This window comes from Kitasatospora sp. NPDC087315, from assembly GCF_044744345.1.
Taxonomy (GTDB): Bacteria; Actinomycetota; Actinomycetes; order Streptomycetales; family Streptomycetaceae; genus Kitasatospora.
In genome coordinates, this window is sequence record NZ_JBIUYD010000018.1 from 95,906 (window position 1) to 119,357 (window position 23,452).

A 23,452-nucleotide genomic window follows, 5' to 3' on the forward strand; every position below is an offset into this window, starting at 1 on the left:
GCGTTGCCCCGGATCCTCCGGCGGGCCGCGCCGCACTGGCGCGGGTAGCGTCTTGTCCTGGGGAGCCCGGCAGCGCGAGGAGACTCATGTCCGATGCCATCGTGATCGGCGCGGGCCCCAACGGGCTGGTGGCCGCCAACGTCCTGGCGGACGCCGGCTGGCAGGTCGACGTCCTGGAAGGCCAGGCGGAGCCCGGCGGGGCGGTCCGTAGCGACCGGGGCGTCCACCCCGGCTATGTCCACGACGTGTTCAGCTCCTTCTATCCGCTCGCCATGGCCTCGCCCGTCATCGGAGCACTGGACCTGGAGAAGTACGGTCTGCGCTGGAGCCACGCACCCACCGTCCTGGCCCACCCCCTGCCCGACGGGCGCTGCGCCACGCTGCACCGGGGCGCCGCCGCGACCTGCGCAGGCCTGGAGAGCACGTTCGGCGGGGCGGACGCCGGGGCGTGGCAGCGGCTCTCGCAGCTGTGGGACGAGCTGGACCCCCACCTCCTGCGCACGCTCTTCACTCCTTTTCCGCCGGTCAAGGCCGGTGCGGCGACGGCGGCCCGGATACGGGCGGCGGGCGGTCTGCGGGCGTTGCGCTTCCTGACCCTGCCGGTGCGCCGCCTGGCGCAGGAGGAGTTCACCCAACCGGGTGCCGGTCTGCTGCTCGCCGGGTGCGCGCTGCACGCCGACATGCTGCCCGAGGGCGTCGGCAGCGCGGCCTTCGGCTGGCTGATGGCGATGCTCGGACAGCAGGTCGGCTGGCCCGTCCCGGTGGGCGGCGCCTCCGCCCTGACGGGCGCGCTGGTGCGCCGCCTGGAGTCCCTGGGCGGCAGGGTGCACTGCGGGGCCCCGGTCGTGGAGGTGATCGTGCGCGGCGGCCGCGCGCTGGGAGTGCGTACCGTCGACGGCCGGGCGTACCGGGCCCATCGCGCGGTCCTCGCGGACGTGCCCGCCCCCGCCCTCTACGGTTCACTCGTGGGGTGGGAGCACCTGCCGCCCCGGACGGCGGAGGACCTGCGCCGCTTCCAGTGGGATTTCTCCACCCTCAAGGTCGACTGGGCTCTGGACGGCGCGATCCCCTGGGCCGCACCAGCGGCGGCGGACGCGGGAACCGTGCACCTGGGCGCCGACCTGGACGAGCTCAGCGACTACGCCCTGCAGCTGACCACCGGGCGGCTCCCGCGCCGCCCGTTCGCCCTCCTGGGGCAGATGACCACCGCCGACCCCGCCCGCTCCCCGGCCGGAACCGAATCGGCCTGGGCCTACACCCACGTCCCGCAGAAGATCAAGGACGATCTGGGCCCCGACGCCATCACCGGACGCTGGGACACCCGCGAGGCACACGCCATGGCGGAGCGCGTCGAGGACCAGGTGGAACGCTTCGCGCCGGGCTTCAAGGACAGGATCGTCGCCCGGCGCATCCTCACCCCGCCGATCCTGCAGTCCCTCAATCCCAGCCTGGTCGGCGGTGCCATCAACGGCGGCACCACCGCCCTGCACCAGCAACTCGTCTTCCGCCCCGTGCCGGGCACCGGCCGGCCCGAGACACCCGTCACCGGGCTCTACCTGGCTTCCTCCTCCGCGCACCCGGGCGGCGGCGTCCACGGCGCCTGCGGAGCCAACGCCGCCCGCGCGGCCCTGCGCTCGCACCGGCTTCTGGCCGGCCGCATTCTCTCACCCGGCCTGGCCGCCGCCCAACGGCTGCTGTCGGGCCCACGCGAGAAACACATCTGACGATCACCGCACCGGCCCCGCCGGGCAGCAGACCGCGTGGCGGGGAACACGGAGGAGGAACCGCATGGCACGGCGCCAGCAATTCATCGAGTGCCCACCGCAGCAGGTGTGGGCCGTCCTGGCGGACGGCCACAGCTACGCCCAGTGGGTCGTCGGCACCCAGCACATCGGCCACGTCGACCCGCGCTGGCCCGCTGTCGGTGCCGTCCTGCGCTACCAGGCCGGCCTCGGACCGTTCAACATCCACGACATGACCGTGGTGAGGATCTGCGAGCCCGGCACCCGCCTGGAACTCGAGGCGAAGGCCCACCCGTTCGGCGCCGCCCGCATCGCCCTCACCCTCATCCCCTGGGGAGACAACACCCTGGTCCTCCTGGACGAGCACCCCCTGACCGGTGCCGGCGCGCGGCTCCAGGGACCGGCCAGCGAACTGCTGCTCCACCTGCGCAACCGCCGGTTGCTCGGCAACCTGGCCCGGGTAGCGGTCGGGGAACAGCATCAGGACACGGCCTCGGGCTCCGCCCCGCACCATTGGTGAGCGCGATCGCCTCTGTCACCGATGACGGGGCGGTGCCGATGACGACACAGCGCCGTTCGCTGACAGGCCTTCTCCGCGACAACGGCACGGCGTGAAGCAGTCGCCTGGTCGGCCGGACAAGTCTTGGCAGCCAAAAGGTAGTTCGGGGCGCCCGGCCGCTTGTTGCCCACCCTGATCGTTCTTCACGCCGGGAAGTCGACCTTCAGGCTCGACGTACCCGTGCATCAGGGCGACCCAGGAGACCCCCGGCGTTATCGTGGAAGGAGTGGCGGGCCCGCGATCGGGGCCATAACTCACGAAAGGCAACCAGCCATGGCTATCGGGAAGAAGGCCGCCCACAAGGCCGAAGCGGTCAAGGGCGGCGCGAAGAAGACCGCCGGTCGCGCGACCGGTGACCGCAAGCTCGAGGCAGAGGGCCGCGGCGACCAGATCAAGGGCAACATCAAACAGGCAGGCGCCAAGATCAAGGACGCCTTCAAGCACTGACCGTCCGGCCGCGGCGGCGCTCGGCCTGTATTCCCGCGCGGCCGCGGCCCGGCGTATCGGACACCCTGGCGCGCCGCCCCACGTCCAGCATGTCCGCCGCCGATCCGATGGCCGCACTGACAGGTCGTCACCTGCGTTACGACCGGCACGACCCCGCGACCCCGGCCAACGACGATCTGGTCTTCTCCAGGGGCCACGGGGGCGTGTGTCTTCTGCCGCGTTGCTCAGGTGCTGAGCAGGCGGTTGAAGAACGAGCGGTAGCGCCGGAGCGCGATGCGCAGTTCTTCGGTCGGCACCTCGTCGCCGCGGTGCCATTGGCCTTCGAGGTCCTGCTTGTGTGCGGCGAAGGTGGTGGCGAGTGCCTGCATCGCTTCGGCGACCAGTGTGTCGGCCGCGTGTACGGCGTTGCGCGGGTCGTCGACGAAATCGCTCTGGATCTTCTGCCACCGTGAGCGGAACTCCTCCTGCTCCGCCCCCAACAGGGGTTCGCTCTCGTCGGCGGCTTCCTGGTCTTCGGCGGGCTCGGATGCCTGGGCGTCACCTTTCTCCCGGTCTTCTTTCTCCCGGTCTTCGGCTTTCTCCCGGTCTTCTTTCTCCCGGTCTTCGGCTTTCTCCCGGTCTTCGGCCCGGTCTTCGGCCGTGGACTCCTGCCCGCGGCCCTCCCGCTCGGTGGCGGTGGCTTCCCCGGGGAACGCCGGTGGCGAATCCGCCCAGGAAGTACCGCTCTGTTCGTCGGTGTCCTGTCGGGCGCCGGCCAGGTCCTGCGTGGACAGGCCGCCCTCGCCCGGCTCGGGTGTCTCTTGGCTGCGCATCTCTTCACTTCCGTTTCGGCAGTTACGGTCGGCTGCGGCCGCCGACGGGTGCGCCCTGCCGGCTCAACTCGCCGGTCCAGGGCTCACGTACGGCTGTCCCGCGGCCGGTCGCCGTTGTGGAGCAGTTCCTCGAACAGGGTGCGGTAGTGCACCATCGCGCCCCGCAGCTCTTCCGTGGTCGCCTGGTGGCGGCTGCTGCGGTCGTTGACCTCGTGGGCGGACCGGAAGTGCGTCAGCACGTTCCCGTGTTCGACGGAGAGGTCCTTGAGCTGCTGTTCGTACCCCTCGGTCGGGTATCCGCGTTCGCTCATGAGCGTGGTGACGAGCCGGTCCGCCTCGTGCACCGCGTCGTCGGGCCGATCGACGAACCGTTCCTGCACCCGGGCCCAGTCCTCGGCGTACCGCTCCCGGACGCCTGGTGGCAGCGGCTTGATGTTCAGCGCGTCGTGGCGTGCCTCGCGTTCGCGCAGCTCGCGGTCGGCCGCCAGACGGCCGTCCTTCGCCTCCGCGGTCCGGTCGTACTCCGGCCCGAACCGCTCCCGCAAGTGGCGGCGGCGTGTGACGAACCACGCCACCAGCGCGCACACGATCAGCAGGACCACGACGACACCGATGATGATGAGGGTTCCTGTTGACATTGGGTCCTCCGCTTGTAGCCCACTGAACCCCCAAGACCGCGCCTTCCCTTGACTGCTGATCCGAAACGCGGACAAACCAGGCCGAACTTTCGCCACCTGGCGGCCTCCGAAGACCGGCCCCCGCTGAGGGCGTACGTCTCCGGCCGTCGTGGGGCCGGCGCCCGGCAGCGGTTCGCTCGAATCGCTCGACTTCGTGGAGCGCCATCAGCCCGAGGGCGCCGGTCGGGTCGGCGGCCCGTGGTCCCGGAGCTCGCCGATCACCGCCCAGGCCACCGACACCACCGGCACCGCCACCACCGCGCCCAGGAGGCCGGCCAGGACGGCGCCGCCGGTCACGGACAGGGCCACCGCGACCGGGTGGATCCGGACCGACCAGCTCATGACCAGCGGGTGCAGCAGATGGCCCTCGATCTGGCCGATGACCACGATCAGCCCGAGCACCAGCAGCGCGACCAGCGGACCACGGGCGGCCAGGGCGACCAGCGCGGCGACGGCCAGCGCGATGGGGGAGCCGATCAGCGGGACGAGCGCCGCGACGAACTCCAGCACCGTCAGCGGCAGTACGAGCGGCACCCGCAGCACGGCCAGGGCGATACCGACCAGCATCGCGTTGGTCGCCGCCACGATCAGCACCCCTCGGGTGTAACCGGCGAAGGTGTGCCACGCGGCGCGCCCCGCCCGGCCCCACACCGGACGCGCCCGGGCGGGGAGCTGGTGCTGCGCCCAGCACCACATCCGGTCGCCGGAGTGGAGGAAGAACACCGAGCAGAACACCGCGAGCGCCAGCCCGGTGAGCAGTTCGACGGCCCGGCTCGCGCCGCTGAGCGCGGTGCTGAGCAGCGCGGAGCGGTGGGCGGCGACGAACTCGCCGATCTTGGCCCGCAGGCCGGTGACGGTGCCGGGCCGCAGGTGGAAGGGGGCACCGGTGAGCCAGTGGTCGATCCGGCCGAGGCCGCCGCGCAGTTCGGTGCCCAGTCGGCTCCAGTCACCGGCGACGGTCGTCCCCACCAGGGTGAGAACGCCGGCCACGACCACGAGGGCGCAGACGACGGCCAGCAGGACGGCGAGCGGGCGGGGCAGCGTCCGCGCCAGCAGGTCGACGAGCGGCCGCAGGACGGAGGTGATGACCAGCGCCAGGAACACGGCGATGACCGGAAGTTCGAGCTGGGTGAGGACGGAGACGGCCAGATAGGCGGCCACGCCCAGCAGGACCAGCCGCCAGGTGTACCCGGCGGCGGTCCGCAGCCCGGAGGGCACGCGGTCCCCGGAGGGCACGCGGTCCCGGGACGCCGGGGGGCGGACCCGGGGCGGGTTCACCCTGGTCCGGCGGCTGCCGGGCGGGCGGGGTCGCCGGGCCGGTCTGACGCCGTTCACTCGCACGGGCGGCCTCCCTGACGTCGGCCGGGTTTCGTCCGGTCCCGTGCGGCTACCCCGGCGGGTGGGCCGGAAACGGTCGCGGCCACGGCGGCGTGGCGACCGCGGCCAGCAGGACCACGAGGCCCACGGCCGGTCACGCCACGTGGTCGCCGGGCAGTCCGGAGTGGGGGCGGTGCGGGGGCAGGACGGTCTCTCCTGCGCCCGCGCCCGTGTAGCCGCCGCGGAGCCGGGCAAACGCGGGGCGTGGACGAGGAGCAGGTGGTGAGTCCGGCCCTGCCCGGGACGGCGATCTCCCCGGCCCCGGTCGTCCGCGCGACCCGGCGCGCCGCCCGGCGCACGACGGCCGCAGACCCGCCGCCGGGCACCTCCGACGACGTGGAGTGAGGAGCCCGGCATGAAGCGCCCAGGCGAAGGCCCCGCGCCAAAGGGCTCCGACCGGACCAGGCGGCTCGTGCTGGACGGCGGCGAAGGCGCGGTGCAGCGTTCCCGGGACTTCAGCCGCCGGTCCCTGGTGTCCTGGCATTGGCTGCCCACCTCGGACGCCGGGCAGCTGGCGGTGGCGGGGGACGTCCTGCTGATGGTCTCGGAGCTGGTCACCAACGCGTGCCTGTACGCGCCCGGCGGCCCTCGGGAACTGCGGCTGAGCTGGGACGGCGAGCGGCTGCGGGTGGAGGTTTCGGACGCCAGCCCGGTCCCGCCGCGGCTGCGCCCGTTCGCCGACCCCGGTCGTCCTGGTGGCTACGGTCTGCGGGTGGTGGACCGGTTGGCGCGCGACTGGGGCTGTCTGCCCGAGGGCGAGGGGAAGCTGGTGTGGCTGGAGGTTCCGTCCCCGATGGACCACGGCGCCCGTCGGCGCTGACCCGCTGAGACCCGCTGACCCTCGGGCTCGGCACTACCAGGTCTGCCCCCTCGGTACAGCCAGGTCTGCCCCCGGAGGCCGGCGCGGTCAGGTCTGCGCGGTCAGGTCCGCCCGGGGTGTGGCCTGGGCGGCGGTGCCGGGTCGGGGCCCGGGAAGGGGCCGGGATTCGGGAAGGGCGGGATCGGCGGCGGAACCGGGTCGGGGTCCTTGCCCGGCTTCGGCGCAGGGTCGGGGCGGGGGATCGGCTCGGTGTCCGGGCCCGGGGGAGGCGGGATGGTCATCACGGCCGGGACGGTCTTCACGACGGCCTCCTCAACGGCCCAGCGCGTGCGCCAGCTCGCGCTTGTTCATCTTCGAACGGCCCTTGATGTCGCGGTGCTTGGCCTCGTTGTACAACTGCTCGTAGGTCGGGCCCTGGGCCCCCTTGTGCGAGCGCTGCCCACCGCGGCGGCTGGAGGACATGTCCTGGAGGGAACTGCGGCTCGCGGTCTTCGACTCGCCGTGCCGGGCGCGTTCCTTGTTCACCGTCCGGGCGGCGATCTCCTTCGCCCGCTTCTCGCTCTCGCCCCGGTCGAGCGCGCTCTCCTTGATGTGCTCGTACTGGCGCTCCCGCTTGGGGCTGGATCCTCGCGGCATGGCGGTCGCTCCTCTCTCGGCCGAGGTTGTTGCCCGAGCGCGTATACCCGGAGAAAAAGCAACAAACCACCCAAAACATGAATTGGATGTCGTGTGTCGGGTAGAAAAACCCATGACGCGGCCCAGACGCACAGCCGGCCGCGTCAGCACCCCCGCCGGGTGCCACCGGGACCGTCGCTTGAAGACGGGCACAGGTCCTCCGGAAAGCAGCCCGCCGCGCTTGAGCGCGAGCCGCTCGCGGCGTTCGCCCCGATGCCCAGGAGAAAACCACCGTGTTCACCACACTGGAAACCGGTCACTCCACCGACCGGACGGCCGCCCCGCCGTCCGGTCTCCCGCCCGACCTGCCACCGCGTCCGACCGACGCGCAACTGCGTGCGATGGACAAGTCCGAGGCACGCGAACTCAGCGACGCGCTGTTCGAGCGCCTGGCCGGACTCGGCCGCGAGACGCGCGCGTACAGCTACGTGCGCGGCACGATCATCGAACTCAACATGCCGCTGGTGCGTTTCATCGCCGCCCGCTTCCGGTACCGCGCCGAGGACATGGACGACATCCTCCAGGTCGGTACGATCGGTCTGATCAAGGCCGTCGACGGCTACGACCCGCAGCGCGGCGTCGAGTTCGTCACCTACGCCATCCCCACCATCGCGGGCGCGATCAAGCGGTTCTTCCGCGACACCTCCTGGCCGGTCCGGGTCCCGCGCAGCATGCAGGAGCTGTACCTGACCGTCGCCCGCGGCTCCGACCTGCTGGAGCAGGATCTCGGCCGCCTCCCGCACCCCGACGAGATCGCCGAGGGCCTCGACCTGACGGAGGCCCAGGTCATCGAGGGCCTGGTCGCCGGCCGGGTCTACCACCCCGACTCGCTGGACGCGTTGCGTGACCAGGATGCCGACGAAACCGGCAGCGCCCTGCTGGACCGGCTCGGTGACTGCGATCCGGGCATCGAGCTCGCCGAGTTCCGCATCGCCGTGCGCCCGCTGCTCGCCCGACTGCCGCGCCGCGATCAGACCGTGCTCAAGCTCCGCTTCTGGGACGGCTGGACGCAGTCCGAGATCGCCGAGCGGATCGGCGTCTCCCAGATGCACGTCTCCCGGCTGCTCACCGCCACCCTGGTCCGCCTGCGCGAGCAACTGGAGGACCGCGAGGCCCCCGGCTGGACCGACCGGCCCGGCCAGGAGGACTGAGGCGGAGCCGTCGCCGTGGACCGGCCGGGTCGGTCCGGGCGCGACCGGGGGCCGCTCGGCGGCGAGAACGGCGACCGCGAGGAGGCGGGCACGATGGATCAGCAGGATCAGCAGGATCAGCAGGACCAGACGGCACCGCTCGGAAGCGGGACCGAGACGCGCCGCGACCGCGAGCCGGACGCGCTGCTGCGCAGGTTCGGCCTCGGGTTGCGAAGCCGGGCCTGGGAGGTGATGCGCGGCGTACGGCCCCGTACGGTGCTGGTGCTGGGCCTGCTGATGGGCGGGCTGCGGACCTCCCCGGCGGCCGTGTTCTGGGCGATCACCGGCTGCTGGGCCCTGGCGCTGGGCGTCGGGTTCGCCGTACTGTGCGCCTTCGCCGAGGGCCGCCGGAGCGGGCGGTGAACCGGCTCCCGGGCCCGCGCGGCCCGCTGTCCGAGGCGGTGCTGAGCCTGGTGACCTCCGGCCCGCCGGGCGCGGGCCGGCTCCTCGTGCCGCCCGTCCCGGGCACCGACCCGTGGGGCGAGGACCACCAGCTCGCCCTCCACCTCTGCTACGAACTCCACGACCGCGGCCTGCCCGGCGTCCACCCCGGCTGGGAGTGGGAGCCCGAACTGCTCTCCTTCAGAGGAGAATTGGAACGGCCGTTCCTCGCCGCCGTGCGCGCCGGGGCGGAGCCCGTCCGGCCGCTGCGCCAGGCCCTGGAACGGTTGCTGACGGAGCCCGCCGAGGGGACCGGGCCGTCGCACTTCCTGCTCGCCGAGGGTGCGCGGTGGCACGCGCGCGAGTATCTGGTGCACCGCTCGGTCTACCACCTGAAAGAGGCCGACCCGCAGCTGTGGATGCTGCCGCGGATCCACGGCCCCGCCCAGGCGGTGCTGATGGCGGTGGCGTACGACGAGTACGGCGCAGGTCGGCCCGACCGGGCCCACTCACTGCTGTTCGCCCGGATGATGGCCGACTTCGGCCTCGACGCGGAGTACGGGCACTACCTCGGCCTCGTCCCCGCGCCCGCGCTCGCGGTGGTCAACCTGATGACGCTGTTCGGCCTGCACCGCGTGCTGCGCGGCGCCGCCGTCGGACACTTCGCCACTGTCGAGATCACCTCCTCGCCCGGCTCCGCCCGCCTGGCCGCAGCCCTGGAACGCCTCGGCGCAGGGCCGGACGGCACGCTGTTCTACCGCGAGCACGTCGAGGCGGACGCCGTCCACGAGCAACTGGTCCGGCGTGGGGTGATCGATGAACTGATCAGCGCCGAGCCCGGGTTGGAGGACGATATCGCGTTCGGTATCGCGGCCGCCGAAGTCGTCGACGGCCGGTTCGCGGACCACCTGCTCGGCCAGTGGCGGGCCGGCCGCAGCTCGCTTCGCTCATTCCTGCCCGACGGCCGGGGCTGAAGCCCGCCCCGGCCGGGCGCGGCGCCGGTGGCTGGTGTCGCAGAACGGATAGCGACGGCTGCGCCGGCAGGCGCACAGTGCCACCACCGGGCGGTCGGAGACGTGGACCGTCCCGTCCGGCAGGACAACCTCCACCGGGCCCTCGACCAGCAGCGGCCCGCCCGGCACGACGGTCACCCGGGTCGCGGCCCGGTCAGCGCTCCCGGACACCGCGCACCACCACCAGTTCCTCCTCGCGCTCGCCGGGCCGGATCAGCCCCCGCCGCTCGAACAGTCCGGCGCGCGCCGTCATCACCGGCCCGAAAGGCTGCCTGCGACGGGTCGCCACCGCCACCCGTAGCCCGGCCGACCGCAGCGTGGCCAGTGTCGCCGGGACATCGGCCAGCGAGGACTGCACCAGCAGTAACACCCCGCCCCTGGCCAGCAGTTGCGGCGCCTCCCGGCAGATCCGGTCCAGCAGCAGCCGCCCGTCCGCCCCGGCGTCCCAGGCCAGCGTGCGCCTGGGGCGGGGCCGCGCCACGTCTTCGCAGGTGGGGACGTACGGCGGGTTGGCGGTGATCAGGTCGAAGCGCTGTCCGGCGACCGGGGCCGCCAGGTCGCCCCGGAGCAGGCGCACCCTGCGGCGGTTCAGCCTCGCGTTCAGCCAGGCGGTCGCCACCGCCCGGGCGGAGAGGTCCACGGCGGTGACCCGCGCGCCGGACCCGGCGGCGGCGAGGGCCACCACACCGGTCCCGGTGCCGAGGTCCAGCACCCGGCTGGCGGCGTCCAGCGACTCCTGGCGCAGGCAGGAGAGCAGGAGCTCGGTGTCGCCCTGGGGCGGGTAGACGCCCGGTGGTCTGATCAACAGCATGCCGGGCGGCTGCCCAGGTCGGCGGCGCCTACACCTCGGACGCCGACCTGCGCCGTGCCGTGGCTGCCGCGACGGTCCGCGGCCTGCCGGCGCGCGTCCGGGCAACTCCCTCACTCACCGTTGACCTCGTAGCGCATTTCGTGTCAAGGAATGCGCGAATTCCACTTCATGTCTTGTTCAGCGTGATCGTCCTATCCTGAAGAGGTGGAAGAGCAGCAGGCGGTCGGGCGTCAGTGGACGTTTCTGACCAACCACGCGCGCGTCCTGGTGCAGATCGCCCGGGACCCGGGCATCAGGGTGCGGGACATCGCGGCCCGCTGCCTGCTGACCGAGCGAGCGGTCCAGCGGATCATCGCCGACCTCGAAGCGGCGGGCTATCTCAGCCACCACCGCGTCGGACGCGCCAACATCTACCGCGTCATCGACGGCAAACAGCTGCGCCACCCCGCCGACAGCGGCCCGACGCTGGCGGAACTGCTGGCTGTCCTGCTGCGCTGACCGTCGGCCTCGGCCGCGCCCGGGCCCTCGCCCTTCCGCGGCAGGGGCGTGTGTTTCCGGCTGCCCGTTCGGGAAACACGCCGGATGACAACACCTTGCCCGGAGCGGAGCACCATGACAGGGAATCCTTCCCGCACGGGAGCGCGGCCGTGACCGGCCCCGGCGTGTTCAGGTTCGGCGTCGAGGAGGAGTTCCTGCTGGTCGATCCGGCCACGCGGCTCACCGTTCCCCGAGCCCACCGCGTAGTGCCGGGGGCCGCCCGAACACTGGGCGGCCGGGCCCAGCACGAGTTCCTGGCCACCCAGGTCGAGGTGTGCACCCGCCCCGTCGTGACGGCCGCCGACCTGTGCAGGGAACTGGCGGCGGCACGCCATGCGATGGCCGCCGCGGCGGAGGACACCGGGTGCCTGCTGGTGGCCTCCGGTACCGCCGTGCTGCCCAGCCACCACCCGCTGCCGCTCACGCCGACGGACCGCTACCGGCGCGTCGCCGACCACGTGGGCCGGATCGCCGACCAGCGGGGCGGCGAACTCTGCGGCTGCCACGTCCACCTCGGTGACCTCAGCCGGTCCGAGGCCCTCGCGCTCAGCGCGCACCTGCGCCCCTGGCTGCCGGTCCTGCAGGCGCTCTGTGTCAACTCGCCGTTCTGCGAGGGCCGGGACGGCGGTGCCGCGAGCAGCCGGGCCGGCCACTACGAGGCGTGGCCGACCTGCGGACCCGCCCCGGTCCTGGATCCGAGAGAGTACGAGGAGACGATGCGGCGGCTGATCGCCCACCGCGTGATCCTCGACCGGAAGATGGTCTACTGGTACGCCCGGCCGTCGGAACACCTGCCGACCCTGGAGGTGCGGATCGCCGACACCAACGCGGATGCGGGCGTCCCGCTCCTGCTGGCCGTCCTGCTGCGCGGCCTCGCCCAGGTGCTCCTTGCCGCGCACCGCGACGGTGCCCCACCCCCGCGCATGGCCCCGGCGGTTCTGCGGGACGCCCACCGGCGAGCCGCACTCGGCGGTCTCGCCGCCGTCGGTACGGACCCGTCCACCGGACTCCGCCGACCCGTGTCCGGGCTGGTCGACGAGGTGCTCGAACTGGCCGCTCCCGGCCTGGCGAGGGCAGGGGACCTGGAACTCGCCCGCATTCTCCTCCACCGCCAGCTGACCTGCGGCACGGGCGCCGACCGGCAGCGGGCCGTGTTCGCCCGCCGCCGCTCGCTGACGGATGTCGTCGACCACCTCGCCCGCCTCACCGCGGGCCCGGGGATCGCGCCGCTTCCGGTCCTCGCGTCCGGCGGCACCACGTCCTCCCGCCGAGCCGACGGCACCGCCGCCCCGTTCTGACAGCCAAGGGCGGGGAGGGGGCGGAGGCCCGATCGACCGGCCTCCGAGTCCGCCCGTTCTGTGGACGATCTTTGCCGCAAACATCTTGAGCGTGAACGTTTCTGACTGTCTGTCACTTGACTTTGCGCTTCGGCTGCAGTCGCCTGAGCCAGGTCTGGCGCAGCACGGTGCGATGGGGTGGGGGAGACGTGCGCGAGGGCGTGATGGTCGCGGGCCGCCTCAATGGAGTGCCCTGCCCGTGAGGCGGTGTCCGACTCCGCTCCGCCTCGGAGCTGATCCCGGGGCGGGGTCTGCGGTGGCCGGGCCCGGCAGGCGGCTCTTCGCCCGTAATTCGCCCGCATTTGTCGTGCCCGTGGCAGGAGCGGCCCAAAGTGACCCTTTCTTCCGCAGGCGTATGCATGGCAGGCGAAGCGTGGACAAATCAACCGGGGGAATCGGGTGGGGGCGAGGGCTTCCGGGCGCGAGCCCGGGCGAAGGTGGTGCGTCAACGTCGTTCTCCCGGTGGGTATTCGGCCGGGCGGCGGCCTTCGCGGTGCGGGTGGGATTCGCGAGGCGCGTGGCCGCCCTCCCCTGCCGTCCCGTGCCTGGTTCCGGGGGCGGGCCCTGCGGTGGCAGGGTCGTTCGGGCCGTGACCTCCTCGGTGGAGCCGCCCGGAGATGTGCCGGAGGCAAGAGCGACACTTGCCGCAGATCGGTCGCCGGCCCGGCCGCCCCTGAATTCGGTTGAGACCTTGGCGATATGAGGTCGTTACGAATAACGGGCAATGGGCGAGTCAAAGATGCGTATGATCGCCTACTGTGCGCCAGCGGCCTTGGCGTTATTAATGCGGCATCCAGTTGACCTGCGGGATTCTCAATGAATGCGATGATTCTTCGGCGATGTTCCGCTGCTGCCCGGCTTCCGCATGGGCATGCCGGATTCTGCGGGCTGTAGCCACCGGGATTGTCCGGGGACCGATCCGGGCGACCCGCCGGGGTCCGTACCCCGGCGAACTCCGCAGGACGGACCGCCGGGTGGTTGGCCCGACCGCCGCAGGACCACCCCGCCCCGCCCCGTCGAGGCGTACCACCCACCGCCCGACGGGCGAACCCGTTGACACACCGGCCCTGACACGGCATCTCCGGGCGCTGCCCCGGGTTGGCCGACGTTCTCTCTCGGAGTCCCCCATGCCCAGTACCCACGTGGCCGCCATCCTTCGGAAGCGCCTGCTCGGAATCGTCGGCGCCAAGGCGCCTCAGCCTCCCGCTCCCGTCCCCGCCCAACCCGCGCCGCCCGCCGCAACCGCCGCACCCGTCGCGCCCGCCGAACCCGCCCCCGACCCGCTGGCCGAACGGGAGGCGCAGCTGGCCGAGGAGCTGTCCACCGTGGTGCGCCACGGCGATCGCCTGGCGTACCCGGGTGGTGACTACTGGCCGGCGCAGGCCTGGGACGAGAACCTGGAGGAGGCCGCCGCCGCGCTGCGGGCCGCCGGCCTGGCCTTCGCGCTCGTGCCGGACCCCGAGTTCCGGCACCGCCTGGCCATCCGTCCCGGCGACCGGGCCGCGGTACTCGACGCCTGCGCGACCGCCTTCGCCGGTCAGGCCGTCTACGCGGATCTGCTGGAGCACGGCAGGACGCTGCGCACCGTCCTGGCGGAACAACTTCCCGTGGCCGTCGCACAGTTCGAGGCGCCGGCCGACGAGTTGCCGACGGAGCGCGGCGCACAGGACGAGCGCGACGCGGAGGACCCGGCGGAGCAGGAGCAGGAGCAGGAGCAGGAGCAGGTTCGGGACCGGGTCAAGGGCATCCGTCTCTACCGTCCCCGCCTCACGCAGGGACCGCAGTACTACGGCGCCGACTACGGCTGTGACCTGGAGTTCTGGGACTCCGCCGAGCCCGGTCCCGGAGCGATCGCCTCCATCGCGGAAACGAGCTTCGGCTGGTGGCTCCCCTCCTTGGAGGCGACGGCCGACCTGCGGATACGTGGCCGAAACTACCCGGTGCTGGACGCCCTGGCCGCGACCTTCCCCGACGACGTCGGCTTCCCCGTCGACGTGGTCATCACCTGGGTCGACGACTCGGACCCCGAATGGCAGCAGCGCCGCACCGCGACCCGCGCCCGCGTCCTCGCGGGCCTCGCGGGCCACGCACCCGACGGGGACGGCACCGAACTGCCCGGAGACGCCGACCACCGCTACCACAACCGGGACGAACTGCGGTACTGCCTGCGGTCGATCGCCGCCCACGCCCCGTGGGTGCGGCACGTCTTCCTCGTCACCGACGACCAGACCCCGGCCTGGCTCGACTCCTCGCAGCCCGGGCTCACCGTCGTCTCCCACCGGGAGCTGTTCGCCGGCACCGACGCCCTGCCCGTGTTCAACTCGCACGCCATCGAAACCCGGCTCCACCTGATTCCCGGCCTCGCCGAGCACTTCCTGTACATCAACGACGACGTGTTCCTCGGCCGGCCCGTGCGCCCGCAGGCGTTCTTCCTCGGCAACGGGCTCTCGAAGATCTTCCGCGACACACGCGTCATCCCGCCGGACGTGAACGACCCGGACGCCGCCGTCCACGACGAGGAGAACCCGGACGACGCCGTCTACGTCGCGGCCCAGAAGAACACCCGCGCCGTCCTGGAGCGGGAGTGCGGACGAACGTACCCGCTGGTCCTCGCCCATGTGCCGCAGCCGCTGCGCCGCAGTGTGATGGACGAGGCCTCCGAGCGGTTCGCGGACGGCCTGGCCGCCACCACCCGGTCCGCGTTCCGCTCCGCCACGGACCTGGCTCCGGTGACCCTCGTCACCAACTTCGCGCACGCCTCCGGTCGCGCGGTCGACGGCCACCTCTACCATGGCTACTTCGCCGCCGACAGCGCCGAAGACCTCGAACGGCTGGACGACTTGACGCGGGAGCGCTGGGCCGACGTGTTCTGTCTGGCGGACGGGGCCCGTCATGCCGTCGGGCCGCAGGAACAGGACCGCGCCGTCCGCGACTTCCTGCAGGAGTACTTCCCCGTGCCGTCCCGCTTCGAGCACCACGGGGCCGACCGTCCCGCGGCACAGCGGGACGGGGCGTTCACCGCGTAGCACCCCGCCCTCCGCCCCCGCCCGCGCGGGTATCACCGCTGTTCAGGTGCCCGGGATCCGCTTGGTAGGCTCTGCGAGCCGCAGGACCGGGAGGGGCATTGAGGAAGCGATCCGTGGGCGCGCTCGCGTTGGTGCTGGCGGTGTTCCCGGTGTGGCACGCGCCCCAGGCGGTGCCCGGGGTGCGCCCCGGCAAGATCGTCCAGATCGTCGCGCACCAGGACGACGACCTGCTGTTCATGAACCCCGATGTGTCGAGCTCGATCCGCCGCGGGTTTCCCGTCGTGACCGTCTTCATCACGGCGGGGGACGCCAACCGCGGTCCGGCCTACGCCAGGGACCGGCAGAGGGGCGTGCGGCGGGCCTACGCGCAGATGGCCGGTGTGCGCGGCTGCGGCGACGACGGCAGCGGCTGCTGGATGAGGGAGGTGTACCGGCCGGTCGAAGGCGGTCCGGCCGTGGAGCGTGACACGCTCAGGAGCGCCACGTACACGCGGGTGGTCTTCCTCAACCTGCCCGAGTGGACCGACCGGGACGCGGCCTACCTCGGCGGCGAGGCACTCGACCGGCTGTGGCGGGACCCGGCTCTCTCCAGCAGCACCCTGGACATGGACGGCGCCGGCGGGGTGTGGCCCCAGCGCTACGACCGGGCGGCCCTGATCGGCGTCCTGAACGGCCTGCTGGCAGCCGAGGAGGCCACGCTGGTCCGGGTCCAGGACCCGGCCCCGGACCCCTCCCTCGCCGCGGACCACGGCGACCACATACGGGCGGCCTGGTTCGGGCAGGCGGCCGTGGACCGTTACTCCGCCACCGGCCGGCGGCGGGTGGTCGTGGAGCACTACCGCGACTACAACACCCGCAACTCGCCCGCCAACCTGGCCTCGGCCGAGAGCGCCGGCAAACACGCCACCTTCGAGGGCGCCTACGCGCCCACCGACGACGAACTGGCCGACGAACTGACCCCGGGCGTCTGCGCGGACCAGAAGCGGTACCGGTGCTGGCAGTCCCGGCAGTACCCGCGCTCACCCCGGTCGACGCAGGTGGTCACCGCCGACCGCGACGGCGCGCTGCACGCCTTCGTCGTGGAGAGCGGCAGGCTCTACGAGTGGTACGAGGACGCGGACAAGGCCTGGCGAGGCCCGAACATGCTCGGGACGCCCGGCGGCCCGCTGGTCGCGGGCCTGTCCGTGGGGCGCGACCAGGACGGCCGGCCGGCGGTCTTCGGCCAGCGTGCGGACACCGGCGAGATCGTCTCCTGCCGTCAGGACGGGACGGGGGGCTGGACGTGGCAGCCGCTCGGCAGCCCGAACGAAATCGCCCAGGCCGCGGGCCCGTTGGGCAATGCCGCGCTTCAGGTCAGCACCCCGGTCGTGGCGTCCAACGGGGACGGGCGGCTCCAGCTCTTCGTGCGCAACCGGGACGGCGGTCTGAGCACCCGCTGGCAGCGGGAGGGCGACGGCGCCTGGAGCGGCTGGGCCGACCTGGGGCAGCACGACCTCCAGGGGCCGCCCACCGCCGTCACCACGCGGGACGGCCGGATCGAGGTGTTCGCGCTCTCTGTCACGGGCGGGCGTTCGACCGTCCGGCACTGGTACCAGCCCGCGCCCGGCGCGCTGCCGGTCATCGACCCCGGCTTTCCCGTGATCGCCCCCACCAGCACCGTCAGCGCGGCGGTGGGCCCCGATGGGCGGCTGGAACTGTACTACCGCAGTATCGATGCCGCCGATCCGCTGGACCAGTACGCGAGTTCCTCCACCGCCGTCCTGACCGAGGCCGCCGAGGGAGGCGCATGGAGCCCGCAGGGCCGCGCGCTCAACGGCACCGCGGACGACGGCGGCAGCGGCGAGGCGGCCATCGCCACCCCGGGACCGGTGGTCGGCCGCCGCACGGTCGTGGCCGTACGCAACCGCGACGGCGCCGTCAGCGTCAGCACCCGCGACGACAGCGGCTCGTTCGGGGCCTGGACCCACCTGGGCGGCTACATCGTCGGTGTCCCCGCCGCGGGCATCGACCGCGACGGCCTGACCGACCTGGTGACCATCGGCATCGACGGGCGGCTCTACGACAACCGGCAGAAGGCGGACGGCTCGTTCGCCGGCTGGCTCCCGATGGGCGACTCCTGACGCGACGTGAGCCGGCCGCGCCGCCGGAGAACACCGGCGCCGCCGGGGAGTTGCCCGCGGCCGCGGCCACCGGTGTGCGACCTGAGGAGGAGGGGAGGATCACCCCTGCGGCTTAGCCGCGGGGAACCTCGTATTTCTACTCTGGACTGATGACGCGCCTCGATGTCTGGCTCCGTGAGCACCCCCTGGCGGTCGACGGCGCCTGGGCGTTCGCCGTGTTCTGCCTCGCCGCGCTCTCCCGGCTCGACGGTCACGGCGCGTGGCAGGGAGGCCTGCGCGCGGAGGACGCCGTCGCCCTGGTCCTGTGCGGCCTGATGGTGGTCCGGCGCCGCCGGCCGGACGCGGTGGTGGCGGGCGCACTGGTGCTCGGCCTCGCCCAGGCGTGTCTGGACATGCACCCGGACGGCGAGGGCATCGCCTACCTGGTCTTCGCGTACACCGGCGCGGCCTTCGGCTCGGTGTGGATCTCACGGCTGGCCCTGGTCGGCTGCCTGCTGACCGGCCTGCTCGCCTTTGGCCTGATCACCAGGCACCCGGCGCCCGACCACGCGGTCCTGTGGGCCGTCCTGCTCTCCAGCCCCTTCCTCCTCTGCTGGGCCTGGGGGCGGCTGATCCGCACGCGCCGTGCCTATCTGATCTCGCTGGAGGAGCGGGCGGTGCGGCTGGAGCAGGAACGCGACGCGAACGCCCGGGTGGCCGTGGCGGACGAGCGGGCCAGGATCGCCCGGGAACTGCACGACGTGGTGGCCCACAACGTCTCCCTCATGGCGGTCCAGGCGGGCGGCGCCGCGTGCGTGGTGGAGACCTCCCCGGCGCTGGCCAGGGAGGCGCTGGGCACCATCGCCTCCACCGGCCGGAAGACGCTGGCCGAGATGCGCAGCCTGCTGGGCGTGCTGCGCGCCGCGGGCACGGCCGAGGAGTATGTGCCGCAGCCGCGTGTCGAGGATCTGCCGGAGCTGCTGGAGCAGGTGCGGACCGCCGGTCTGCCGGTGGAGTTCTCCGTCTCCGGGGAGTCGCGCGAGCTGCCGCGCGGGGTCGAACTGGCCGTCTACCGGATCGTCCAGGAGGCGCTGGCCAATGTGCGCAAGCACGGGGGGCCCGACCCCACGGCCCGGGTGACGGTGGATTTCGGCGACCGCAGGCTGGGGGTGCTGATCGAGGACGACGGCCGTGGCGGTACCGGCCGGTCGCCGGCGTGGGGCGCCGGCGGTACGGGGCACGGTCTGATCGGCATGCGTGAGCGGGTGGCCATGGTCGGCGGCAGACTGGAGGTCGGGCCGCGGCCCGGCGGCGGCTTCCGTGTCAGTGTCGTCCTGCCGCTGGCCGCCACCGGGCTTCCGCGCGCCGACTGGTGACACGCCGGCTGGTGACACACGTCGGCTGATGACACGCCGACTGATGACGGTCCGGCGCGACGCCCCGGGTCAGCCGAGCCGGGCGAGGGCCAGGTTGAGGGCGAGGACGTTCACCCTCGGCTCGCCGAGGAACCCGAGGGTGCGGCCCCGGACGTGGGCCTCGACGAGCCGCCGGACCGTGCCGCGGTCCAGGCCGCGGGCCCTCGCCACCCGGTCGACCTGCTCCTGCGCGTAGGCGGGGGAGATGTCCGGGTCGAGGCCGGAGCCGCCGGCGGTCACCGCGTCGGGAGGGACCAGGGCCGCGTCGACACCGTCGAAGACGGCGGTCGCCGCGCGGCGCTCCTGGACGGTCCTGGTCAGGCCCGCGTCGTTCGGACCGAGGTTGGAGGCCCCCGAGGCGGTGGGGTCGTAGCCGGCCGCGCCGGCCGCGGACGGGCGCGGCTGGAACCAGCGCGGGTCCGGCCGGGCCTGCCCGTCGGGGCCTGCGGGGTCCTTCCCCGGCAGGGTGAAGTTCTGGCCGAGCAGGCCGGAGCCGACCACCCGGCCCCGCTCCCTGACCAGCGAGCCGTTGGCCCGGTGCGAGAGGGCGGCCTGCGAGATCCCGACGACGAGCAGCGGGTAGGCCAGACCGCAGAGCACCGTGAAGACCAGCAGGACGCGCAGGCCCGTCAGATGCAGCCGGACCGGGGTCGGCAGGTGCGTGGCCACCGGGGACTCCTTCGCGGGGGCTGGGGGATCGGCTGGGGGCTCGGGGGGCTCGGCGGGGATCCGGGAGGCCGCGGCTAGTAGATGAACCGCACCACCAGGTCGATGAGTTTGATGCCGACGAACGGGAGGATCAGGCCGCCGACCCCGTACACGGCGAGGTTGCGGCGCAGCAGGCCGGAGGCCGACGAGGGCTTGTAGCGCACGCCGCGCAGGGCGAGCGGGATGAGCACGACGATGATCAGGGCGTTGAAGACGATCGCGGAGGTGATCGCCGAGGTCGGGCTGTGCAGGTGCATGATGTTGACCTTGCCCAGGCCGGGGTGGACCGAGGCGAACATGGCCGGGATGATCGCGAAGTACTTGGCGACGTCGTTGGCGATGGAGAAGGTGGTCAGCGCGCCGCGGGTGATCAGCAGTTGCTTGCCGATCTCGACGATGTCGATCAGCTTGGTGGGGCTGGAGTCCAGGTCCACCATGTTCCCGGCCTCCTTCGCGGCCGAGGTGCCGGTGTTCATCGCCACACCGACGTCGGCCTGGGCGAGGGCCGGGGCGTCGTTCGTCCCGTCCCCGGTCATCGCGACCAGCTTCCCGTCGGCCTGCTCCCGCCGGATCAGGGCCATCTTGTCCTCGGGGGTGGCCTCGGCGAGGAAGTCGTCGACGCCCGCCTCCTCCGCGATCGCCCTGGCGGTGAGCGGGTTGTCGCCCGTGATCATGACGGTCCTGATGCCCATCGTGCGCAGCTCCTCGAACCGCTCGCGGATGCCGCGCTTGACCACGTCCTTCAGGTGGATGACCCCGAGCACCCGGGCCGGCTCCCCCGGGTGGTGGACCGCCACGACCAACGGCGTACCGCCGGCCGCCGAGATGCCCTCGACGACGGTGCTCACCTCGGGGCCGACGGTGCCGCCGTTCCGCTCCACGAAGGCACTCACCGAGGCCGCCGAGCCCTTGCGGATCCGCCGGGCCGCGCCGTTCCCGGTGAGGTCGACGCCGCTCATCCGGGTCTGCGCGGTGAACCCGATCCAGTCGGCGCGGCCGAGCTCGCCCTGGGTACGGGAGCGCAGGCCGTACTTCTCCTTGGCCAGCACCACGATGGAACGGCCTTCGGGGGTCTCGTCGGCGAGGCTGGACAGCTGCGCCGCGTCGGCGAGTTCGGCCACCCCGCTGCCGCCGACCGGGGTGAAGCCGGCGGCCTGCCGGTTGCCGAAGGTGATCGTTCCGGTCTTGTCGAGCAGCAGGGTGGACACGTCCCCGGCGGCCTCGACGGCGCGGCCGGACATGGCGAGGACGTTGCGCTGCACCAGCCGGTCCATGCCGGCGATGCCGATGGCCGACAGGAGCGCGCCGATGGTGGTCGGGATCAGGGCGACGAGCAGGGCGATCAGGACCACGAGGGGCTGTTCGGCGCCCGCGTAGGCGGCCATCGGCTGCAGGGTCACGACGGCGAGCAGGAAGATGATGGTCAGTGAGGCGAGCAGGATGTCGAGGGCGATCTCGTTGGGCGTCTTCTGCCGGGCGGCGCCTTCCACCAGGGCGATCATGCGGTCGATGAAGGTCCTGCCGGGCTCGGAGGTGATCCTGACGACGATGCGGTCGGAGAGGACCTTGGTGCCGCCGGTGACGGCCGAGCGGTCGCCGCCGGATTCGCGGATCACCGGTGCCGACTCGCCGGTGATGGCGGACTCGTCGACGCTCGCGATTCCCTCGACGACGTCACCGTCGCCCGGGATGATCTGCCCGGCCTCCACGATCACCTGGTCGCCGAGGCCCAGCCGCGCGGCCGGGACCACCTCCTCGGCGGCCACCGCAGCGCCGGGCCGCCAGTCGCCGACGATGCGCCGGGCCACCGTCTCGGTCCTGGTCCGGCGCAGGGTCGCGGCCTGCGCCTTGCCCCGGCCCTCGGCGACGGCCTCGGCCAGGTTGGCGAAGACGACGGTCAGCCAGAGCCAGACGGCGATCACCCAGGCGAAGACACTGGGGTGGCGGATCGCCGAGACGGTGGTCAGCAGCGAGCCGACCTCGACCACGAACATGACCGGATGCCTGACCATCACCCGTGGGTCGAGCTTGCGCAGCGCGTCCGGGAGGGAGGAAACCAGTTGCCGGGGGTCGAGCAGACCACCGGAGACCCGGCGCGCCCCGCGCCCGGCGGGCCCGGCCGCGTCGGCAGGGTCGACGGGGCCGGGCGGAACGGGCGGGTCCATCAGCGGAGTCCTTCCGCGAGCGGTCCGAGCGCCAGGGCGGGGAAGTAGGTGAGGCCGACGACGATCAGCACCACGCCGGAGAGCATGCCGACGAAGAGCGGCCGGTGTGTCGGCAGCGTCCCCGCCGTGGCGGGGACCGGCTGCTGCCGGGCCAGCGAGCCGGCCAGGGCGAGGACGAAGACCATCGGCAGCAGCCGGCCGAACAGCATGGCCAGGCCCAGCGCGGTGTTCCACCAGGTGCTGGTGGCCGTCAGGCCGGCGAAGGCGGAGCCGTTGTTGTTGGCCGCCGAGGTGAAGGCGTAGAGGACCTCGGAGAAGCCGTGCGGGCCGGAGTTGAGGGCGGCGGACCGCACGCCCTCGAACGTCATCGCCGTGCCCGTGCCGATCAGTACGACGGCCGGGGTGGTGAGGAGGTAGAGGGAGGCGAACTTCATCTCCCGGCCGCCGAGCTTCTTGCCCAGGTACTCCGGGGTGCGGCCGACCATCAGCCCGGCGACGAAGACCGTGACGACGGCCAGGACGAGCATCCCGTACAGGCCGGAGCCGGTGCCGCCGGGGGCGATCTCGCCGAGCATCATGTCGAGCAGGGTCAGGCCGCCGCCGAACGGCGAGTACGAGTCGTGGGCGGAGTTGACCGCGCCGGTGGAGGTCAGCGTGGTCGAGGCGGCGAAGAGCGTCGACCCGGCGATGCCGAAGCGGACCTCCTTGCCTTCCATCGCCGCTCCGGCCGCCTGGAGCGCGGTGCCGTGATGCCGCCATTCGAAGGCGGTCATCAGGGCCGCGGAGGCGATCCAGAACAGGGCCATCACGGTGACGATGGCATGGCCCTGGCGGCGGTCGCCGACCATCGTCCCGAAGGTGCGCGGCAGCGAGAACGCGATCACCAGCATCAGGTAGAGCTGGAGCCAGTTGGTGAGCGGGCCGGGATTCTCGAAGGGGTGCGCGGAGTTGGCGTTGTAGAAGCCGCCGCCGTTGGTGCCCAGCTCCTTGATGACCTCCTGCGAGGCCACCGGCCCGCCGGGGACCGACTGGGTGTCGCCCGTCAGGGTGGTGATCTGCTGCGCGGCGTGCAGGTTCTCCACCACGCCGCCGGCCACGAAGACGACCGCGAACACGACCGAGACGGGCAGCAGCAGCCGCAGGGTGATCCGGGTGAGGTCCACCCAGAAGTTGCCGACCCGGTCGGTGCGGTCGCGCGCGAAGCCGCGGATCAGCGCGGCCACCACGGCGATGCCCACCGCGGCCGAGAGGAAGTTCTGTACGGCCAGCCCCGCCATCTGCACCAGGTGGCCCATGGTCGACTCACCCGAGTACGACTGCCAGTTCGTGTTGGTGACGAACGACGCCGCCGTGTTGAAGGCGGTGGCCGGGCCCACCGGGGGGAGGCCGAGCGAGAGCCAGAGGTGGTTCTGCAGGCGCTGGAAGGCGTACAGGAAGAGCACCGAAACCGCGGAGAACGCGAGCACGCTGCGCAGATAGGCCGTCCACGACTGGTCCTGGTCACCGTTGACACCGATCAGCCGGTAGACACCCCGTTCCCCGGGCAGGTGTGTCCGGCTGGTCAGGACGTGCGCCAGGTAGTCGCCCACCGGGCGGTGCGACAGACCCAGCGCGGCCACCAGCGCCAGCGCTTGCAGGAGGCCCGCGAGGGTGGGGCTCAC

Annotated in this window: 22 protein-coding genes; 13 read left to right on the forward strand and 9 right to left on the reverse strand. The window is 72.7% G+C overall.

The window, feature by feature from the left end; all coding sequences use genetic code 11:
* Window positions 1-86: 86 nt before the first annotated feature.
* The 3 genes from ACIO5D_RS24930 (at window position 87) to ACIO5D_RS24940 (ending at window position 2,748) form a co-directional block, all read left to right on the forward strand.
* Entirely contained in the window at window positions 87-1,724 is a 1,638-nt protein-coding gene (locus tag ACIO5D_RS24930; RefSeq protein WP_400797901.1) for a phytoene desaturase family protein, read from the forward strand.
* A 64-nt stretch (window positions 1,725-1,788) separates the two neighbouring features.
* Complete coding sequence (locus tag ACIO5D_RS24935; RefSeq protein ID WP_400650861.1) at window positions 1,789-2,262, forward strand: SRPBCC family protein; 474 nt, start codon at window positions 1,789-1,791, stop codon at window positions 2,260-2,262.
* Window positions 2,263-2,574: 312 nt separating this feature from the next.
* Entirely contained in the window at window positions 2,575-2,748 is a 174-nt protein-coding gene (locus ACIO5D_RS24940; protein ID WP_363608347.1) for a CsbD family protein, read from the forward strand.
* A gap of 224 nt (window positions 2,749-2,972) precedes the next feature.
* Here ACIO5D_RS24940 and ACIO5D_RS24945 read toward each other — a convergent pair whose 3' ends face one another.
* From ACIO5D_RS24945 to ACIO5D_RS24955, 3 genes are all read right to left on the reverse strand, one after another.
* On the reverse strand, window positions 2,973-3,560 hold the full coding sequence (locus ACIO5D_RS24945) for a hypothetical protein (RefSeq protein WP_400797904.1): 588 nt from the start codon (window positions 3,558-3,560) through the stop codon (window positions 2,973-2,975).
* An 83-nt stretch (window positions 3,561-3,643) separates the two neighbouring features.
* Window positions 3,644-4,198: a hypothetical protein gene (locus ACIO5D_RS24950; protein WP_363608351.1), complete on the reverse strand. Its 555-nt coding sequence runs from the start codon at window positions 4,196-4,198 to the stop codon at window positions 3,644-3,646.
* 204 nt (window positions 4,199-4,402) lie between these two features.
* Window positions 4,403-5,455: an AI-2E family transporter gene (locus tag ACIO5D_RS24955; RefSeq protein ID WP_363608353.1), complete on the reverse strand. Its 1,053-nt coding sequence runs from the start codon at window positions 5,453-5,455 to the stop codon at window positions 4,403-4,405.
* Between the two features lie 363 nt (window positions 5,456-5,818).
* Between ACIO5D_RS24955 and ACIO5D_RS24960 the strand changes: the two genes are divergently transcribed.
* Window positions 5,819-5,959: a hypothetical protein gene (locus ACIO5D_RS24960; protein WP_400650855.1), complete on the forward strand. Its 141-nt coding sequence runs from the start codon at window positions 5,819-5,821 to the stop codon at window positions 5,957-5,959.
* A 10-nt stretch (window positions 5,960-5,969) separates the two neighbouring features.
* Window positions 5,970-6,434, forward strand: a complete 465-nt coding sequence (locus ACIO5D_RS24965) for an ATP-binding protein (protein WP_363608356.1) — start codon at window positions 5,970-5,972, stop codon at window positions 6,432-6,434.
* Between the two features lie 312 nt (window positions 6,435-6,746).
* On the opposite strand, the gene ACIO5D_RS24970 is transcribed toward ACIO5D_RS24965, so the two are convergent.
* Window positions 6,747-7,070 (reverse strand): plasmid stabilization protein, encoded by a 324-nt coding sequence (locus ACIO5D_RS24970; RefSeq protein ID WP_400650853.1) that lies wholly within the window; start codon window positions 7,068-7,070, stop codon window positions 6,747-6,749.
* A 272-nt stretch (window positions 7,071-7,342) separates the two neighbouring features.
* Here ACIO5D_RS24970 and ACIO5D_RS24975 point away from each other — a divergent pair, with 272 nt between their 5' ends.
* From ACIO5D_RS24975 to ACIO5D_RS24985, 3 genes are all read left to right on the forward strand, one after another.
* Window positions 7,343-8,260, forward strand: a complete 918-nt coding sequence (locus tag ACIO5D_RS24975; RefSeq protein ID WP_400650850.1) for a SigB/SigF/SigG family RNA polymerase sigma factor — start codon at window positions 7,343-7,345, stop codon at window positions 8,258-8,260.
* 93 nt (window positions 8,261-8,353) lie between these two features.
* Window positions 8,354-8,662, forward strand: a complete 309-nt coding sequence (locus tag ACIO5D_RS24980) for a hypothetical protein (RefSeq protein ID WP_400797907.1) — start codon at window positions 8,354-8,356, stop codon at window positions 8,660-8,662.
* On the forward strand, window positions 8,659-9,654 hold the full coding sequence (locus ACIO5D_RS24985) for an iron-containing redox enzyme family protein (RefSeq protein ID WP_400797910.1): 996 nt from the start codon (window positions 8,659-8,661) through the stop codon (window positions 9,652-9,654). The genes ACIO5D_RS24980 and ACIO5D_RS24985 overlap by 4 nt, the downstream gene beginning before the upstream one ends.
* On the opposite strand, the gene ACIO5D_RS24990 is transcribed toward ACIO5D_RS24985, so the two are convergent.
* Together ACIO5D_RS24990 and ACIO5D_RS24995 are read right to left on the reverse strand one after the other, a co-directional pair.
* Complete coding sequence (locus ACIO5D_RS24990) at window positions 9,628-9,864, reverse strand: CDGSH iron-sulfur domain-containing protein (protein WP_400650845.1); 237 nt, start codon at window positions 9,862-9,864, stop codon at window positions 9,628-9,630. The two genes, ACIO5D_RS24985 and ACIO5D_RS24990, sit on opposite strands and share 27 nt — an antisense overlap.
* The gene (locus tag ACIO5D_RS24995) at window positions 9,848-10,504 is read right to left on the reverse strand and encodes a HemK2/MTQ2 family protein methyltransferase (RefSeq protein ID WP_363608365.1); all 657 of its coding nucleotides are present in this window, start codon (window positions 10,502-10,504) and stop codon (window positions 9,848-9,850) included. Before ACIO5D_RS24995 ends, ACIO5D_RS24990 begins: the two co-directional genes overlap by 17 nt.
* A gap of 204 nt (window positions 10,505-10,708) precedes the next feature.
* Here ACIO5D_RS24995 and ACIO5D_RS25000 point away from each other — a divergent pair, with 204 nt between their 5' ends.
* From ACIO5D_RS25000 to ACIO5D_RS25020, 5 genes are all read left to right on the forward strand, one after another.
* Complete coding sequence (locus ACIO5D_RS25000) at window positions 10,709-11,002, forward strand: helix-turn-helix domain-containing protein (RefSeq protein ID WP_363608367.1); 294 nt, start codon at window positions 10,709-10,711, stop codon at window positions 11,000-11,002.
* A 149-nt stretch (window positions 11,003-11,151) separates the two neighbouring features.
* On the forward strand, window positions 11,152-12,339 hold the full coding sequence (locus ACIO5D_RS25005; protein ID WP_400797913.1) for a YbdK family carboxylate-amine ligase: 1,188 nt from the start codon (window positions 11,152-11,154) through the stop codon (window positions 12,337-12,339).
* Between the two features lie 1,166 nt (window positions 12,340-13,505).
* Window positions 13,506-15,404, forward strand: a complete 1,899-nt coding sequence (locus tag ACIO5D_RS25010) for a stealth family protein (protein ID WP_400797916.1) — start codon at window positions 13,506-13,508, stop codon at window positions 15,402-15,404.
* Window positions 15,405-15,517: 113 nt separating this feature from the next.
* Complete coding sequence (locus tag ACIO5D_RS25015) at window positions 15,518-17,524, forward strand: hypothetical protein (protein ID WP_363608373.1); 2,007 nt, start codon at window positions 15,518-15,520, stop codon at window positions 17,522-17,524.
* A gap of 149 nt (window positions 17,525-17,673) precedes the next feature.
* Window positions 17,674-18,879, forward strand: a complete 1,206-nt coding sequence (locus ACIO5D_RS25020; RefSeq protein ID WP_400797919.1) for a sensor histidine kinase — start codon at window positions 17,674-17,676, stop codon at window positions 18,877-18,879.
* A gap of 69 nt (window positions 18,880-18,948) precedes the next feature.
* Here ACIO5D_RS25020 and kdpC read toward each other — a convergent pair whose 3' ends face one another.
* The 3 genes from kdpC to kdpA all read right to left on the reverse strand — a co-directional run bounded on the left by kdpC (window position 18,949) and on the right by kdpA (window position 23,452).
* Window positions 18,949-19,587 (reverse strand): K(+)-transporting ATPase subunit C, encoded by a 639-nt coding sequence (kdpC, locus tag ACIO5D_RS25025; protein ID WP_363608377.1) that lies wholly within the window; start codon window positions 19,585-19,587, stop codon window positions 18,949-18,951.
* 74 nt (window positions 19,588-19,661) lie between these two features.
* Window positions 19,662-21,791, reverse strand: a complete 2,130-nt coding sequence (gene kdpB / locus ACIO5D_RS25030; RefSeq protein WP_400797922.1) for a potassium-transporting ATPase subunit KdpB — start codon at window positions 21,789-21,791, stop codon at window positions 19,662-19,664.
* Window positions 21,791-23,452, reverse strand: coding sequence for a potassium-transporting ATPase subunit KdpA (gene kdpA / locus ACIO5D_RS25035; protein WP_400797925.1), 1,662 nt, complete (start codon window positions 23,450-23,452; stop codon window positions 21,791-21,793). The genes kdpB and kdpA overlap by 1 nt, the downstream gene beginning before the upstream one ends.